The organism is Paenibacillus spongiae, assembly GCF_024734895.1.
In the GTDB taxonomy this organism is placed as follows: domain Bacteria; phylum Bacillota; class Bacilli; order Paenibacillales; family Paenibacillaceae; genus Paenibacillus_Z; species Paenibacillus_Z spongiae.
In genome coordinates this window covers 6654088-6669492 of the sequence record NZ_CP091430.1, presented here as the reverse complement: position 1 = coordinate 6669492, position 15405 = coordinate 6654088, and the positions used below count along the sequence as shown (strand labels likewise).

Genomic DNA, 15405 nt, shown 5'->3' with positions numbered 1-15405 from the left:
TCTCATATGCCGGTTTGCCTATTTGCCGTGCTTGCTATTGTAGATACGAATGATTTGCCGCGCATACTCCAAATCGGTCTTCATGCGCGCTTTCACCTGTGCCTCGACGGATGAATCGCCATCCAATGCTTCCACGATTTGCGCCAGCTCGCGATCGAGCTTGGCCGCACGCTGATCGATCGTCTTGTTCTCTTGAAGACGGTTGATCAGCGGCTTCAGCATTTTCTTATACCGGCTGCCGTCTTGCATGCCTCCGCCCGGTACGTAGATTGCGTCGATCTTGCGTGACAAGTCCGCAAGCAGCGTCTTTACGGACAAGCCCGGCCGGCTGAACGGCACGATCGCCTTGTCGCGGTATAGCCCCTGCTTGAGCGGCTCATCGTACCGGTCGCCGAAATACGACAAGAATTCGAAGTAGGCGCTGCCCGAAGTGCCCAGCTTCTGAGTAAGCGCGGCCTGCTGCACGATGACCGGCTTCGCGACTCTGGCCTGCGGTCCCAAGCCCATCGTGACAAACGATTTATCGCCGGCGAGCTTCAATGTTTCTTCGGCATCGTGAACGACGGCGGGCGCATCCAGCTTGTACGACATCGGGAACACATTGTCCAGATAGCCGCGCTGCAGCCAAAGACCGGCTTCCTGCAGCTTGTATGTCGGCTGTTTGTAGAAATCCGAGTACACGGCAGCGCTGACCGACAGCTCCGGACGGATCGCTTTCATTCGCGGAACAAGATTGCTGACGAAGTCCGTAATTATATTCATCCGGAATTGCTGCCATTCCGGCCACAATTCATCCCCCGGGTATAAACCGATCGGATCGATATCTGTCTTATACGCATGCATGAACTGCGTACGGGTGTATTCGTCGTAGCCATAGTCGATTTCCGTCCCGTAGTTGTCCGGATACCGGATGTAATCCAGATGCAGGCCGTCGACCGGGTAACGGCTGACCATATCAGCGTAGAGCTCCGTTATAAATTGCCTCACGTCCGGCAGCGCGGGATTGATCCAATAGAACGTGTGGCCGTCGATTTGCCAGTAGTCCGCGCCATCGCGGCGGATCATCGACCATTCCGGTTTTTCCTCCAGCTTATTGCCTTCCAGGAAGGCGTTCTCGACCCAGGCGTGAACCTCCAGGCCGAGCTCCTCGGCAATGTCGAGATAGGAGCCGAGCACATCGAAGCCCTTATAGATCGGATTATGCGGAGCAAGCGGATTATCGGACGGGTAGATGGTATATCCGTTCCACCACGTTTCGACATAAACCTGATTCAGATTCGCCTCCGCGATCTTCGTCAGATGCTCCCGGACCTCCGCGGCGCTAGTCTCGAGCGGACGGATCCAGATGGCGCGGTGCTCCACTTTGCGCGATTCCAAATTCAAATTCCCGATCTCGTCGATCAAGGTGTCGAGCTCTGCGGTCTTGCTCGCCATTTCGTCGTAGGATCGGTCCTCGATCAGCGCCTGGATCGTTTCCCTGATTCCTTCCGCCTGACTGATCTTCCGCTCAATTTCGGCATAGGGGACATCCAGGAATGACGCCTTTGATTCCACCAGCATCCGTTTGACGGTATCGATCCGGAATTCAGCGCGCTTGAGATAGGATTGCGGGGTCAGAGCGACGATCAGTTCTTTATCGATGCGGTCTAGCATCACGGTGGCGCTGAATTTGGCATAGCTCTTCAACCATTCTGCCTTGACGCCATGACCGGAGAGCACATAGCCATTCTCCGGAATTGCCGTATTGTTGCCGCCTGCCGCGACGATCTGGTTGTTCTCGTCCACGACGACTTCATACCCCCAAGGGTTGGTGCCTGTCGTGGCTTGGCCATATGAAGAGGTATACACGATCAGCTGATCCGCGCCGCGAAACCCGTCGTAAGGCCTGCCGTTCGCCTCGTCCCATCCGCCCGGGTTATCCGCCTTCGTCTTCGGATCCAGGGCATCGAATCCGGTCTTGCTCGCCAGATGAGTCTCCTGTCTGACTACGAGCCGGACCGCGTCTCCCTCACGAATCGTCCCGCTTCCGATCTTGGCGTTCAGCCCTGCGAATGAAGGCGAGCCGGCTTGCACGGAGAGCACGGCGCCCCCTTCGGGAATGGCCGATTTATTAGGCGTCCTCGTATCGAACCGCGCAATGCCGGTTATGAAGCCGTTCTCGATGACAAGCTCCAGCCCCCATTCGTTCGTATTCGTGTACGGTCCAAAGTCAGAGTCGTAGAGCACGATGTCGCCTTCGCCCCGGAAGGCATTCGTCTTCGTGATCGTGATCCGTTCATCGGCAATGACCGCATACCGGCTTGGCTCCCGGTCGATCGCGACGTTCTCCAGCGCGACCGTGTCGCCCACCTCAAGCGCCTGCAGCTGCGCCTTGGCCGATCCCGAAGCGGAGATGACGTAATTGTTGAACGGGATATAGGTCCCTTGAGCGCCGGCCCGGTTAATTTCCAGAACGATCCCCTCCGATACGATGAATTCCGTCGTCCCCTCGCCGAAAGGAGCCGTGTAGTCCGTTTCATTGCTTCCGGTATACAACGCGATCCCATCCGGGACGCGGTCGGCGTTCACCGCCCCGATCGGCAGCCGGCTGCTGTCCGGCAGCACCAGGTAGGGGCTTGCCCCGCTTTCAACCGCTACGGCGGCCGGCACCGAAGCAACCGGAACCATGAGCGCCAACGCCAGACCTATGAACGGCAGAACCCTTTTTCTGAACTTTATCATGATATACCTCCGAATCGGATTTATTTTCCGCGCTCTCCTGCTGCCTGGAATTGCAGAAATTGAACCTGACCTATTGGGTGTGGACGTCACCTCCTCCAGTAGTTGATGCGAAAAAGGGATACCGCAGAAGCCGAATAAAATGTAAGCGATTTCACGAGAGTGGTATACGGATTCTCTTCGCACGGTTCTGCTTACACAAGAAATGCTATCGCGTGTTCTCAACCGCTGCATAACCGTGCACGATAAGTTATAGAAAATTTTACAATGCTCCCGCAATCGCTGTATATGACGCCTTTTATCTTATTTATATCCATTTTCGACAACTTGGATTGCAGGGAGCGGACTGCCGACCGGGACGCCCCTCAATGCACGATCATAACTATGTCAACAACGTCAGGCTGGAAAACGGCTACAGCGTGAAAGTCCGGGTCACGCACACGAACCCGCGGCTGTAGCGCCGTTTTTCGGACTTACGGCCGGGCAGTTGGGCTGGTTCGGTCGCTGGAAGTCCCTTGTTGGGCGTTACAGCCGCGGATGCTGCGGACATAGAAGTCCATATTGGGGCCCGCACACCCCCAAATGAATGGATCGGACGCCTAAAGCGGATCTGATATCCGCAGCCCTCATAATCGGCCAAAAACGCTGCAAATAACGGATCCATGTCCGCAACTTACGCAGCCTGATCTATTTGCCGATCAGCTCCAGCACGCTGCCAGCCAGAAGCGGGACAGCGTTCTCGAACGAAGAGCGGAAGGGTCCTAGTGGACACACAAAGGTATAAAACCGAAGGAACGCCCCCGCAGCCTGAGACGTCGGAGCCTCCCTTACTTCTATTCAATATCGATGAATAACCTACTGTCGAAACTCATCCAACAACCCTCAGCCATTATCCGCGCATTTCGATCCGTTCAGACAGCAATTGCAGTACATGTAAAAGAACGTCTGTTATTGGCAGCGCTATAGGACAAAATCCAGCAGAAATACAGTTAATGTCAAGTATTGTCCGAAAGGCACAATTTCCACTTTAGGGGACGACAAATATCGTATATGATAGACACATTGAGCTATGCTGGAGGACTAATTGGGTAAACTAACCATGTAGGGTTCACGCCGGTTTCGGTGATCACCACATTGTAAAGGGGAAACAGGGAAATGACGGATCAAACGATCATCCGCTTCGATCGGGTGACCAAGCAATACGATAACGACTCGCCGGTATTGAACGATGTCAGCTTCGAGATCGAGCGCGGGAAGTTCTACACGCTGCTCGGCCCTTCCGGCTGCGGCAAGACGACCATCCTTCGTTTAATCGCCGGCTTTATCGAGCCGTCGAAGGGGAATATCTACTTCAACGGCCATATCATTAATAACGTTCCCGCCAACAAGCGGCAGGTAAACACGGTGTTCCAGGACTACGCCCTGTTCCCGCATCTGAATGTGTTCGAGAATGTTGCCTTCGGCCTGCGCGTCAAGAAGCTCGGCAAGGCCGACATCAACGCCAAAGTGAACGAAGCGCTCCGTTTCGTCAACCTTGACGGCTACGGGAGCCGAGAGATTACGGAGATGTCCGGCGGCCAGCGCCAACGCGTGGCCATTGCCAGAGCGATCGTGAACGAACCGGAGATCATTCTGCTTGACGAACCGCTGTCCGCGCTCGATCTTAAGCTGCGCACGGAGATGCAGTACGAGCTGCGCGAGCTGCAGCGCCGCCTGGGGATTACGTTCATCTTCGTCACCCACGATCAGGAGGAAGCGCTGGCGATGTCGGACGAAATTTTCGTCCTTCATGAAGGCAAGATTCAGCAGAGCGGAACGCCGATCGATATTTATGACGAGCCGATCAACCGCTTCGTGGCGGATTTCGTCGGCGAGTCGAATATTATTCCGGGACGGATGACCCAGGACTTCGTCGTGGAATTTGCCGGCAAGTCCTTCGAATGCGTCGATCAGGGGCTTAATCCGAATGAGCCGGTCGAGCTTGTCATCCGTCCGGAGGATCTGGAGATTACGACGCACAGCCAAGGCAAACTCCAAATCAGGGTAGAGTCTCAATTGTTCCGCGGCGTTCATTATGAAATTCTCGGATTCGATGCCGAAGGGAATAAGTGGCTCGTTCATTCGACGAAGCGGGCTGTCGTGGGCGAGGAAATCGGTCTCGATTTTGACCCGGAAGCGATTCATGTGATGCGCTTTAACGAGACGGAGGAAGAGTTCGATAAGCGGCTGGAGTCGTACAGCGAGGTCGGTGCGCCGCATGGTGAATAGAACGCGCAATCTGTACCTCGTTCCGTACATAACATGGATCGCGCTGTTTGTCGTCGCGCCGATCGTGCTTATCGTCTATTATTCGTTCTTCGATGTCGAAGGGCAGTTTACGCTGGGCAATTACGTCAAATTTTTCACGCCCGTTTATATGAAGATGACGCTCAGCTCCTTCTGGTATGCGCTGCTCATTACGGTGTTCTCCCTGCTGGTCGCTTATCCGACGGCGTATTTGCTGACGCGGACGAAGCATAAGCAGCTGTGGCTGCTGCTTATCATCCTGCCGAGCTGGATCAACCTGCTGCTTAAGGCGTACGCTTTTATCGGCTTGTTCGGCACCTACGGATTCGCCAACGCGGTGCTGGAGATGGTAGGCATCGGCACGCAGCAAATTTTGTTTACCGATTTCAGCTTTATTTTCGTGTCGGTATATATCTTTATCCCGTTCATGGTGCTGCCCATCTATAATGCGCTGGAGGAGCTGAATCCGTCGCTCGTATATGCGTCCCGCGATTTGGGCGCGTCCTCGTGGACGACGTTCCGCCGCGTTATTTTTCCGCTTACGATCGACGGGGTGAAGGCAGGCTGCCAGGCGGTATTTATTCCTGCACTTTCGTTATTCATGATTACGCGGCTCATTGCCGGCAACCGCGTCATTACGCTGGGTACCGCCATCGAGCAGCATTTTCTCGTCACGCAGGATTGGGGCATGGGGGCGACGATCGCCGTCTTCCTGATCATCGCGATGGCGATTATTATGATTTTAACCGGGAATCGGAGGTAAGCGCAGGGTATGAATAAGACATTAAAATGGTCCAATATATACCTCGTCGTTGTCTTCGCCATTCTCTATGCGCCTATTGTTTATCTCATGGTGTATTCCTTCAACAGCGGCGGAACGATGCACAGCTTCGAAGGTTTTACGCTGGAATGGTACAGCGAGGTTTTCTCGGATACGCGGCTTCTGATCATCGTACTGAACACATTCGTTATCGCCCTGCTGTCCGCGGCTATCTCGACGATTCTCGGCGTAATCGGCGCGCTGGCGATCCGGCATGTGCGCAGGAGACATTCACGCAACGCGCTGATGTCCTTCAATAATGTCCTTATCGTCAGTCCTGACGTAATTATCGGGGCGTCTTTCCTTATTCTGTTTACGATGATCGGCATCCGGCTCGGCTTTACCTCCGTGCTGCTCTCGCATATCGCCTTCAGCGTGCCGATCGTCGTTCTGATGGTGCTGCCGAAGCTGCAGGAGATGAGCCCTTCGCTGATCGATGCTGCGCGGGATCTTGGCGCCAGCAGCTTCGATGTGCTGACGAAGGTCGTGCTGCCCTTCATTAAGCCGGGCATCTTCGCCGGCTTCTTCATGGCATTGACCTATTCCCTGGATGACTTCGCCGTGACCTTCTTCGTCACCGGGAACGGGTTCTCGACGCTTTCCGTGGAAATATACTCGCGCGCCCGTCAAGGGGTCTCGCTGTCGATCAACGCGCTGTCCACGCTGCTATTCTTATTTACGATCGTACTGGTGATCGGCTATTACTTCATTAACCGGCGGAACAGCCGGCCGGCCGCCAAAGAAGGGGGGAGATAACCGGTGAAACAGCTCATCCGGACATTTTCCATCGTCTTCCTGGTCGCATTCGCCCTCATGTACCTGACCTCGTACTTGAATAAATCGCAAGGGTATTCGGGCGGCAATACGTTGACCATCTACAACTGGGGGGATTATATCGATCCCGAGCTTATCGAGCAGTTCGAGGAAGAGAGCGGCATGAAGGTGATCTATCAGACCTTCGATTCCAACGAAGCGATGATGACCAAGATCGCCCAGGGGGGCACGACCTTCGACGTCAGCGTCCCCTCGGAATACGCCATCAGCAAAATGAAAGAGGAAGATCTGCTGCTGCCGATCGATCACGCTAAGCTGCCGAACTTGAAGCATATCGACGATCGCTTCCTGGATCTGTCGTTCGATCCGGACAACCGGTACTCGATCCCTTACTTCTGGGGGACGGTCGGCATCGTATTTAATCCGGAGCTGCTGGACGGCTGGCAGCTTACGAGCTGGAACGATCTGTGGGACCCGCGGCTGCGAAACCAAATTCTGCTTGTGGACGGGGCGCGCGAGGTGATGGGCTTCGGTCTGAACAGCCTGCATTATTCGCTGAACGATACGAATGAGGAGCATCTGCAGGAGGCGAAGCGGAAGCTTGGCGAGCTGACGCCGAACGTCAAGGCGATCGTCGGCGACGAAATCAAGATGCTGCTCGCAGGCGAAGAGGCTGCTGTAGGCGTCGTCTGGTCCGGGGACGCCTCGGAAATCATGGATGAGAACGACAAGCTCGACTATGTCGTGCCGGAAGAAGGCTCGAACCTATGGTTCGACAATATGGTCATTCCGAAGACGGCGCGCAATATCGACGGCGCCCATGCGTTCATCAATTTCATGCTCGATCCCGAGCATGCGGCGCAGAATGCCGAATATGTCGGCTACTCGACGCCAAATAAGGATGCGCTGGCGCTGCTGCCGGAGGAGATCTCCGGCGATACGCGATTCTATCCGGAGGACGCCGTTACCGAGAAGCTTGAAGTGTATGACAACCTTGGCAAGCGGATGCTCTCGCATTACAATGAGCTGTTCCTTGAATTCAAGATGCACAAGAAGTAAACCGGAATTGGTCCGAAGGAGAATGAGCGATGACGCTAATGTGGAACAAACAGTCCGTGCATCCGATATTTTTCGCGAATCCGGCGGAATTCCGGGAATGGCTGGAGAAGCATCATCAGGAGGCGGACGATTGCTGGGTGGGCTATTATAAGAAGGGCACTGGCCGACCCAGCATGACCTGGCCGGAATCCGTCGACGAGGCGCTATGTCTCGGCTGGATTGATGGCATACGCAAAGGGATCGACGCATATAGTTACACGATTCGGTTTACGTCCCGCAAACCGAGCAGCATCTGGAGCGCGGTCAATATTCAGCGCGTAGCGGAGCTGGAGGCGGAAGGGCGGATGCGCCCGGAAGGCATGCGCGCGTTCGAGCAGCGCAAGGCAGAGAAGTCGGCGATTTATTCCCACGAGCAGAAGAATGACGTGCAATTATCGGATTCGGAGGAAGAACAGTTTCGGGCGAACGAGAAAGCGTGGAGATTCTTTCAGTCTATGCCGGCTTCGTACCGGAAGGCGGCGATCTGGCTCATCGTCAGTGCCAAGAGGGAAGAGACGCGGCGCAAACGGCTGGCTGAGCTTATCGAGGACTCTGCGAATGAGCGGAAGATCAAGAGCCAGACATGGTCGAAGAAGCCGGAGTGATCGTCTGGCAAAGCAGGATAAAGGATGGTAGATGTCTTTTGGACCCGTTGACTGCATGCTTCCATCCTTTATGCCCATTGCCGCACGAGGTCCTTATTTCCGGTACTTGCTAAAAAAATGTTGAATCGGCAATTATATTGTTGACTTCTGGGGTGGGTTCGTAAATAATTAGGGTGAATTTTTACATATCCAGTGAGCAGGAAGCACCTCCTCATGCGAAGGTGCTCTTTATTTTTGAATACATCCACTTGAACAGAGGGGGAGTTTCAATGGGCATTTTTGACAAAATTAAACAAGGGGCTACAAAAGCCGCCGATATGGCCCAGCAAACCGTCGAGGTAACTCGTCTTAACAGTCAAATATCTACAAAGCGCAAAGAGATCGACAGATGTCTGACACAGATGGGACAGTTCGTTTTCGACGCGTACCGGAATACCGATCTGGCTGCTGCAGAGCCGCAGATCGACAGCATAAGCCAAGAGATTCTGCATCTCCAGAGGGAGATCATTTCCCTGGAAATGAAGATTAGCGAAATTAAGAACGAGAAGCATTGCCCGGGCTGCAGCAATACAGTCCCCTATGCGTCCAAGTTTTGTAACGGCTGCGGACATCGTTTCGAAGAGCATGAACATCTGCAAATGACCGAACCAGAGGCCGCCCCGGAAACCGAAACTGAGCAGGAGAGCAAAGTGTGCGTAGTCTGCCGCGCGGAGATGGAGAGCGACTCCCGCTTCTGTATGGCATGCGGATCCGCTCAGGGAGACCGTACGAAGCCGTGAACCCATTCCCGAATGTGAATCGGGAGTAGTATATGAATGGGCAGGTTGGAAACACGAAACGCATCATGCCGCCAAGGCATGATGCGTTTCTCTTATCTGGACCGCCGGCGGGCCCAGGTTCAACGTTCCGACAGCAGCCTGATCAGATAGGGCTGCAAGTCCTTCAGTCGCAAGTAGGCCGGTTGTCTGTCCGTGCCGGCAATGAGCAGCGGAACCAGCGACTCCGTTCGTTCAAGAGAGCCATGCCCGCCGCCGCCCTTATGGTTGGGCGAGCTAAGGTCGGTCATTTCGTAGCCTGGCTTGACCGTAACGACCAGGTAATCGGATTTGTGGGAATGAAGGGCGCCCCACAGACGGCGAAGCCCATCCGGATACCGGTCATAATCTACCCTGTGGGCAGCCGTATCGACTCGCAGATCCAATACTTGATGATCGCCTTCTACGGTCCACGATTGTCGATATCGATCCTTGATCGGGCCGGCAGCGCTAAACTTCAATTCCTTGGACGTACCGGCCTGAACCACCTTCACCCATTCGCCCTCCTTCCATGCGATCAGATCCAGTCTAGGCTCTGTCTTAAGCACATCCGCAATGGCCTCAAATCGATCCTCTGTATGCAGCTTGTACACGTAGCTCATCGTTTCATTGACGGCCAGCACGATATCCGTCTGTTCCGTGACTGTCTCACCGGTTCGCAGCACCTCATAATTCTGCAGCAGCTTGGGCAAATCGACGACGGGATTGTCGCGCGAGGGCAGAATCTGACTGACGCCGCTGTCCCCGACAATGATAATAACGGCCTTCTTTAGCGCTTCCTCAGGAGAGCCGAATGCCTGCAGAATGGACTGCAGCTGCCGGTCGGTCTTGACGACCCCCTCAAATTCATCAGGGCCGTTGCGGTGCAGCTTCTGATCGAGATCCGGTAAATACACATACATGAAATCAGGCAATGAATCGCTCCTGATTAATTCATTCAAGACCTTCACCGCATAGTCATCGTTGAAGCCCAGTTTCTGTGTCGGACCGACCGGCAGCTGAAGCCGGTCCGTCATCGGATTGGAAAGGGCGCCGAATGCCATAAAATCTGGCCCCTTCACTTTTATTTCGGCGGGCAGCGAAGAAGGCCAATCAAGCCACTTAGGTATCGATAGCGTGTGATCCGCATTCCCTCTATAGATTAGACCATTGATCGAACCCGTCGTTCTCCCTCGCTTGGCTAATTGTTCGTATATCGTCGGTGTATTCGGATTCAAGTGGGAACTGTTCAGATGGATGAGTGCATTAGCCAGCACCTGATTCATCCCTTGACGAAGGATTTCGGTCGGGCCGGTCCCGTAATTGACGACCTTGCGTTCTTGGGCGGAATACCAGGTTAGACCCGGAACATGATGGCCGTCCGGGTATTCGCCGGTAAGCAGGGTGCTGTCAATCGTGACCGACATGGTCGGGAAGGAGCTCACAACATCGTTGTAATAACGGCCGTGCTTCATCAGAAACTGAAACGCGGGGAGCTTATTGTCCGCAGCGCCTTTCTCAACCGAGCGGCTCATTAAGGAATCCGCGACAATAAGAATCACCTTCTTCGCAGGCGTTCCAAGCCTCGTTTCCGATTTCGATTTCAAGGCGTTGAGGTCCTGCTCCTTCGGTTTCGTTTCATTCCGGCTGCAAGCGGAATTCATGACGAGAAGAAGCAGAATCAGTATCCATGTAACTGAGATGCGGCGCAAGTGAATCTCTCCTTTCTGGTTTCTTACAGTTTGTGTAAAGAAGACCTGTTTTAAGCAAACAAAAAACCGGCGGATCGCAATCCGCCGGTCAGTGTTGAAAGATATTAGGGGAAGAAGCACGTTACGGGCAACTATTCTGCCAATAGGATAACCTTGCGCGCAGTGCCTTGAGCGGGGAATGAATCCTGAATCATCCCGGTCGTCCAAGCTTTAACGCGCTGACCCTTCTTGAACTCACTGAAGGAAAGATTACCGCCGTCTTCCCTGGTTAGCTTGGAATATTCATTGAATGAAAACCACAGGTTCGGATTCTCTTCGCCGTCTTCGTGCACGAGAATACGTTTGCTCTTGGCGTCCACTTCGGCGATGCTTCCGACGATATGCGGCTCGCCTAGCGCCACAAAGTCATAGTCGATCAGGTCTTTGTTCACGACCTTCTCGATCTCTTCCACCTTGTCCGCCGCATCATCCGGCATCGTAATCGTAACTTGATTATTGATGACATCAATGGATGAGCTGTATAGATTGAGCTTCTTGTAAAACTCATGATCATGCAGCGCATCTTGTGCATGGGTCAGCTCCTCAATGGAGAAGCGCACGTCATGCAGCCGGAACGTCGACGGATCGAATTTCTTCTCGAACCCGGACGTAATTTCAGCCGTGAGGCCGACAATGTTGACATGTACGATGCTTCCATCCAAGTAGATATCCCCGTTGGTCAAGTTTGCTTCCTTCAGGTAGGACTTGACCGATTCCGGGTCGGCCGCCGGCTGCGTCTCCTGCGCCGTGGTTGTGCCATCACCGGCTGCCGTTGTATCGGGTCCCGGATTGTCGTTCTTGACCTTGGTTTCCTTTGCTCCGCACGCGGCCAAGATCGCGACGACCAGAACCATGAGAATAGATAAACGGACGGTTCTCATCGGTATCGCACCCCCCTTCAGGTCACAATATTATTTCGATGCGGCCTTCTCCAGTTTCGTGAGCACAAGCTGCTTGACCGTATCGTCGCCTTCAATAGCCTTCTCGACATACTCGAACGTAACAGGATCTTCCTCCGTCAGCTTCTCCAGTACGGCTTCCATGCCGTCGGCAAGCTGGAATGGGGTCGGGCCGTCCGCGGTTTCAATTTCGATGGAATGGGAGTCCATCTGCCCTTTATATATGCCGGTGCCCTGTTTCGCTGTTTTCGCAGCGTCCTTCGGGTCGTCCTTCGCGTTATTATCCGGGTCTTCCTTCGGATTCTCTTTAGAATTCTCATTAGAATTCTCCTTAGGATTCTCCGTAGGCTCTTCCTTTCCATCATTGCCGGTATCGCCATCCGGTTTTTCGTCGTTAGGCACGCCGGGTTCTTCTACGCCGTTCGATGCTCCGTTAGTCTTGTCATTACCCGCGTTGTTCTTCGGCGCTTCGTCCTTCGTGCATGCCGTGAGCGCAAGCGTCAAGACCAGCATCATCATTAAACTCATAACCCCAAATCGTTTGTTCTTCATGTTGAACACCTCCAATTCTAATGACGATTCAAACCGGAAAAAGTTGCATCGATATCCGTTATTGCCCCATAATGCCGTATTGAGTCCGTAAACTTGAACAATGTCCCTTATTCTGCTAGACTGCCCCTGATAACCCATGATTAGTTAAGCTGCGGAGTAATGGGGCAGGATTGGAAAGATTACTGCTTGATGTTTCATAAACCGCAGAATGGGTCATCTACTTAATAATGGGGGTTATGATTATGCCAACGGTTCAAGTTGAAGGAAGAGGTTCGTTTGAAGTAGAAGCAGGCAAGAAGCTGGTGCTGACCCTTGAGGACAATGGAGTGGACATCCTGCACCGCTGCGGCGGCCATGCCAGATGTACGACCTGCCGTGTCGAGATCCTGGAAGGAGATGCAGGCCCGATCGGCGAAGGGGAAGAAGCTGTTCGGGAGAAGAAAGGGATAACGGAGCTGAACATCCGCCTCTCCTGCCAGATCCGCGTACATACCGACCTCACTGTGAAGCCGGTCATGACCGCTTCCGAATCCGGCATGGAGCCGGGCAACCGGCCTGAGGATTAATCCTAGTCATACAGGAAAAGGAGGCATCAAGATGAAGGCCGTACTTGTCGATGAGCACACGAAACGTCTTTCGATTGGCGAAGCCGACGACCCTGTGCATTCCGATGAAGATCTGCTCGTACGCGTCCATGCGACCGCGCTTAACCGGGCAGACCTTCTCCAGAAGCGGGGGCTCTACCCGCCTCCGAGGGGGGCCTCGGACATTCTCGGCCTTGAGATGGCCGGCGTGGTCGAGAAGGTCGGCGCGAATGTAACCGGCTGGCAGCCGGGCGACCGCGTATGCGCTCTTCTTCCAGGGGGCGGATATGCAGAGCGTGTGAGCATTCCTGCCGGGATGGCGATCCGCATCCCCGCTTCCTTCTCATTCGAGGAAGCGGCGGCCATCCCCGAAGTCTTTCTAACCGCCTATCTGAATCTCTTCCAGCTCGGAGGGCTTGCTCAAGGCCAAACCGTGCTCATTCATGCCGGCGCAAGCGGGGTAGGCACGACTGCGATCCAGCTTGTCCGAGAAGCCGGTGCCGCATCGATCGTGACGGCTGGTAGCGAAGCGAAACGCAGCGCCTGTCTGGAGCTGGGAGCAAGTCTTGCCATCGATTATAAAGCAGGCCCGTTCGCTCCCCGGGTCAAGGAAGCCACAGGGGGCCAGGGCGCGGACATCATCCTGGATTTTATCGGCGCCCCGTATTGGGAGCAGAACCTGGAGTCGCTGGCAATGGACGGCCGCCTTATTATCGTCGGGACGATGGGTGGAAGCATCGTCAATGAGATGGATTTGGGGCTGCTGCTAAGACGCAGGCAGCAGGTCATTGGAACCGCGTTGCGCTCCAGATCTCCCAAGGACAAAATTCGTCTTACGCAGCTGTTCGCGGCCTTCGCCATGCCCCGCTTCGAGGACGGCCGCCTGAAGCCGGTCATAGACTCGGTATGGGATTGGGAACAAGCCGGCGAAGCGCATGATTATATGGAGCAGAACAAGAACACGGGCAAAATCATTCTTCGCGTCCACAGTTAATGGACGGAGTGAGAAGCGGTCGGGCATCGCAGCCGCTCTTCTCACTCTTTTTAATAATTGACAATGAGAATCGTTATCAATATAATGGATAAGAATGGTTGCGGCAGCAAGTTCGATTGGAGGAGGAGATTCGCATACTTATTCAGATGAGAACAATTACCGTCAAGGCGGGTTACTCAGACAAGGTGATCGAGCGTTTCAGCCAGCCCGGCGGACCGATGACGGAAATCGAGGGCTTTATCGATTTGACCGTAAGCGCCAAGAAAGGCCGCAGGAATGACGAGGAGGAGCAGGTCGTCGTCATGGTTCGATGGGAGTCGGAAGAAGCCTGGAAGAGATGGGAGAAGAGCCCGGCGCATATCGAAGGGCATCGCAACAGCCGGAATCAACAGCCGCCGGACTTCGTCATCAGCACGGTTGTCGAGCGTCTGGACGTGAAAGCGGCTAAGCATCCTCTGGCGAAAGCAGAGGAGCAGAGCTAACCAACGTATGGTTCAAGGCACTATATAGATCCAATAGGAGAACAAGATCCCTCCGGATGAACGGTTACCCTCAAGACGGACACTTTGAATAAAGTGATCCTCTTGCGGGCCAGCGTTCTGTCTGCAAGGGATCTTCTTTGTTATCCTTAATAAGATCGGGCCCTGGGCTGCACGAATCGGTTGAAGATCGGAGCCCGGACGATCGTCGATCGAGGAAACCTTTGGAAGTAAAGTCCGTAAACGAGGATGGAGCAGCGATCGCACCAAAGATAAAAAGTTGCCTCCGCCATAACGCCGTTCTACGATAAGATATGATGTTATATCAAGTACGGCTGCGGGATATCCTTCAGGAGCTGCTCAAGCGTAACTAAGGAGAGATGTCATGCGTAGAAAAGAAGCTCTATTTTTCGTTCTCATTCTGATCGGTCTGCTGCTTATATCCAACACTCACCTCGGCTATTCTTTCGGAGACAGTATATTCAGAGCGGTTGGAATACCGCCGTGGACCAATGCCGAGTACGATTCGGGGCTGCATATTTCGGTTAATGTCGGACTGCTTGCCATTGTTGCCGGTTGCATCGGCGCGGTGAAGTTCTATCAAGTCCGGTTTCCCAAAATACGGAGTCGGATCATACTGAGCTGTATCGCATTCGTGTTTCTGTTTCCGTTCGTGACCGAGAATGCAATGATTCTGCTTAAGTACAACTCGGGTTCCATTTCCTCCGTCGATTATTCCAAGAAGAACAGCCAATGCAGCTATCAATCGGAAGAAGCGAATGTGAAAGCGGACTGCACCGTTACGCTGATCAACTATGGGAAGGAGAAGGATGTAACGGTCAGGCATTATCTGATACGCGGTACAGCCAAGATCGAGTTCGAGCCGATGACGATTACGCTTCCTCCTCATCAGAAGGTTGGTGTCGGCGCGGCATTTAAGGGCAAGCTGTCGGAAGGAACCGGCTTCTCCGGCTGGTCGAACGAGATCGGCATTGAAATCGAAGTCAATGGCGAGAAGAAAAGGTATGGCATAGAAAGCTAGCACGGTTCG

Annotated in this window: 14 protein-coding genes; 10 read left to right on the top strand and 4 right to left on the bottom strand. The window is 53.9% G+C overall.

Annotated elements, in window-relative coordinates; genetic code table 11:
• Window positions 1-18: 18 nt before the first annotated feature.
• Window positions 19-2721, bottom strand: coding sequence for a glycoside hydrolase family 10-like protein (locus L1F29_RS29990; protein WP_258385669.1), 2703 nt, complete (start codon window positions 2719-2721; stop codon window positions 19-21).
• 1152 nt (window positions 2722-3873) lie between these two features.
• Between L1F29_RS29990 and L1F29_RS29985 the strand changes: the two genes are divergently transcribed.
• From L1F29_RS29985 to L1F29_RS29960, 6 genes are all read left to right on the top strand, one after another.
• The gene (locus L1F29_RS29985) at window positions 3874-4986 is read left to right on the top strand and encodes an ABC transporter ATP-binding protein (protein ID WP_258385668.1); all 1113 of its coding nucleotides are present in this window, start codon (window positions 3874-3876) and stop codon (window positions 4984-4986) included.
• Window positions 4976-5767, top strand: coding sequence for an ABC transporter permease (locus tag L1F29_RS29980; RefSeq protein ID WP_258385667.1), 792 nt, complete (start codon window positions 4976-4978; stop codon window positions 5765-5767). The genes L1F29_RS29985 and L1F29_RS29980 overlap by 11 nt, the downstream gene beginning before the upstream one ends.
• A gap of 9 nt (window positions 5768-5776) precedes the next feature.
• Window positions 5777-6580, top strand: coding sequence for an ABC transporter permease (locus L1F29_RS29975; protein ID WP_258385666.1), 804 nt, complete (start codon window positions 5777-5779; stop codon window positions 6578-6580).
• 3 nt (window positions 6581-6583) lie between these two features.
• Window positions 6584-7657, top strand: coding sequence for an ABC transporter substrate-binding protein (locus L1F29_RS29970; protein WP_258385665.1), 1074 nt, complete (start codon window positions 6584-6586; stop codon window positions 7655-7657).
• 29 nt (window positions 7658-7686) lie between these two features.
• A complete protein-coding gene (locus L1F29_RS29965) occupies window positions 7687-8301 on the top strand; it encodes a YdeI/OmpD-associated family protein (protein WP_258385664.1) in 615 nt (204 codons plus the stop codon).
• 269 nt (window positions 8302-8570) lie between these two features.
• On the top strand, window positions 8571-9080 hold the full coding sequence (locus L1F29_RS29960) for a double zinc ribbon domain-containing protein (protein WP_258385663.1): 510 nt from the start codon (window positions 8571-8573) through the stop codon (window positions 9078-9080).
• 119 nt (window positions 9081-9199) lie between these two features.
• Here L1F29_RS29960 and L1F29_RS29955 read toward each other — a convergent pair whose 3' ends face one another.
• The 3 genes from L1F29_RS29955 to L1F29_RS29945 form a co-directional block, all read right to left on the bottom strand.
• Entirely contained in the window at window positions 9200-10807 is a 1608-nt protein-coding gene (locus L1F29_RS29955) for an alkaline phosphatase family protein (protein WP_258385662.1), read from the bottom strand.
• 131 nt (window positions 10808-10938) lie between these two features.
• Entirely contained in the window at window positions 10939-11727 is a 789-nt protein-coding gene (locus L1F29_RS29950) for a DUF3221 domain-containing protein (RefSeq protein ID WP_258385661.1), read from the bottom strand.
• A 30-nt stretch (window positions 11728-11757) separates the two neighbouring features.
• Window positions 11758-12297: a LytA/YqiH family protein gene (locus tag L1F29_RS29945; RefSeq protein WP_258385660.1), complete on the bottom strand. Its 540-nt coding sequence runs from the start codon at window positions 12295-12297 to the stop codon at window positions 11758-11760.
• Between the two features lie 242 nt (window positions 12298-12539).
• Between L1F29_RS29945 and L1F29_RS29940 the strand changes: the two genes are divergently transcribed.
• The 4 genes from L1F29_RS29940 (at window position 12540) to L1F29_RS29925 (ending at window position 15396) form a co-directional block, all read left to right on the top strand.
• Window positions 12540-12863, top strand: a complete 324-nt coding sequence (locus tag L1F29_RS29940; RefSeq protein WP_258385659.1) for a 2Fe-2S iron-sulfur cluster-binding protein — start codon at window positions 12540-12542, stop codon at window positions 12861-12863.
• Between the two features lie 31 nt (window positions 12864-12894).
• Complete coding sequence (locus L1F29_RS29935) at window positions 12895-13875, top strand: NAD(P)H-quinone oxidoreductase (protein ID WP_258385658.1); 981 nt, start codon at window positions 12895-12897, stop codon at window positions 13873-13875.
• Window positions 13876-13973: 98 nt separating this feature from the next.
• On the top strand, window positions 13974-14357 hold the full coding sequence (locus L1F29_RS29930; RefSeq protein ID WP_373876452.1) for an antibiotic biosynthesis monooxygenase family protein: 384 nt from the start codon (window positions 13974-13976) through the stop codon (window positions 14355-14357).
• Window positions 14358-14739: 382 nt separating this feature from the next.
• Window positions 14740-15396 carry a hypothetical protein gene (locus L1F29_RS29925; RefSeq protein WP_258385657.1) on the top strand — a complete coding sequence of 219 codons (657 nt, stop codon included), beginning with the start codon at window positions 14740-14742 and terminating at the stop codon, window positions 15394-15396.
• The last annotated feature ends 9 nt before the right edge of the window (window positions 15397-15405 follow it).

Excerpts from the sequence above, each read along its gene's own strand:
- L1F29_RS29980 (WP_258385667.1), top strand. The coding sequence starts at position 4,976 with ATGGTGAATAGAACGCGCAATCTGTACCTCGTTCCGTACATAACATGG.
- L1F29_RS29935 (WP_258385658.1), top strand. The coding sequence starts at position 12,895 with ATGAAGGCCGTACTTGTCGATGAGCACACGAAACGTCTTTCGATTGGC.
- L1F29_RS29940 (WP_258385659.1), top strand. The coding sequence starts at position 12,540 with ATGCCAACGGTTCAAGTTGAAGGAAGAGGTTCGTTTGAAGTAGAAGCA.
- L1F29_RS29985 (WP_258385668.1), top strand. The coding sequence starts at position 3,874 with ATGACGGATCAAACGATCATCCGCTTCGATCGGGTGACCAAGCAATAC.
- L1F29_RS29975 (WP_258385666.1), top strand. The coding sequence starts at position 5,777 with ATGAATAAGACATTAAAATGGTCCAATATATACCTCGTCGTTGTCTTC.
- L1F29_RS29960 (WP_258385663.1), top strand. The coding sequence starts at position 8,571 with ATGGGCATTTTTGACAAAATTAAACAAGGGGCTACAAAAGCCGCCGAT.
- L1F29_RS29945 (WP_258385660.1), bottom strand. The coding sequence starts at position 12,297 with ATGAAGAACAAACGATTTGGGGTTATGAGTTTAATGATGATGCTGGTC.
- L1F29_RS29950 (WP_258385661.1), bottom strand. The coding sequence starts at position 11,727 with ATGAGAACCGTCCGTTTATCTATTCTCATGGTTCTGGTCGTCGCGATC.
- L1F29_RS29990 (WP_258385669.1), bottom strand. The coding sequence starts at position 2,721 with ATGATAAAGTTCAGAAAAAGGGTTCTGCCGTTCATAGGTCTGGCGTTG.
- L1F29_RS29925 (WP_258385657.1), top strand. The coding sequence starts at position 14,740 with ATGCGTAGAAAAGAAGCTCTATTTTTCGTTCTCATTCTGATCGGTCTG.
- L1F29_RS29965 (WP_258385664.1), top strand. The coding sequence starts at position 7,687 with ATGACGCTAATGTGGAACAAACAGTCCGTGCATCCGATATTTTTCGCG.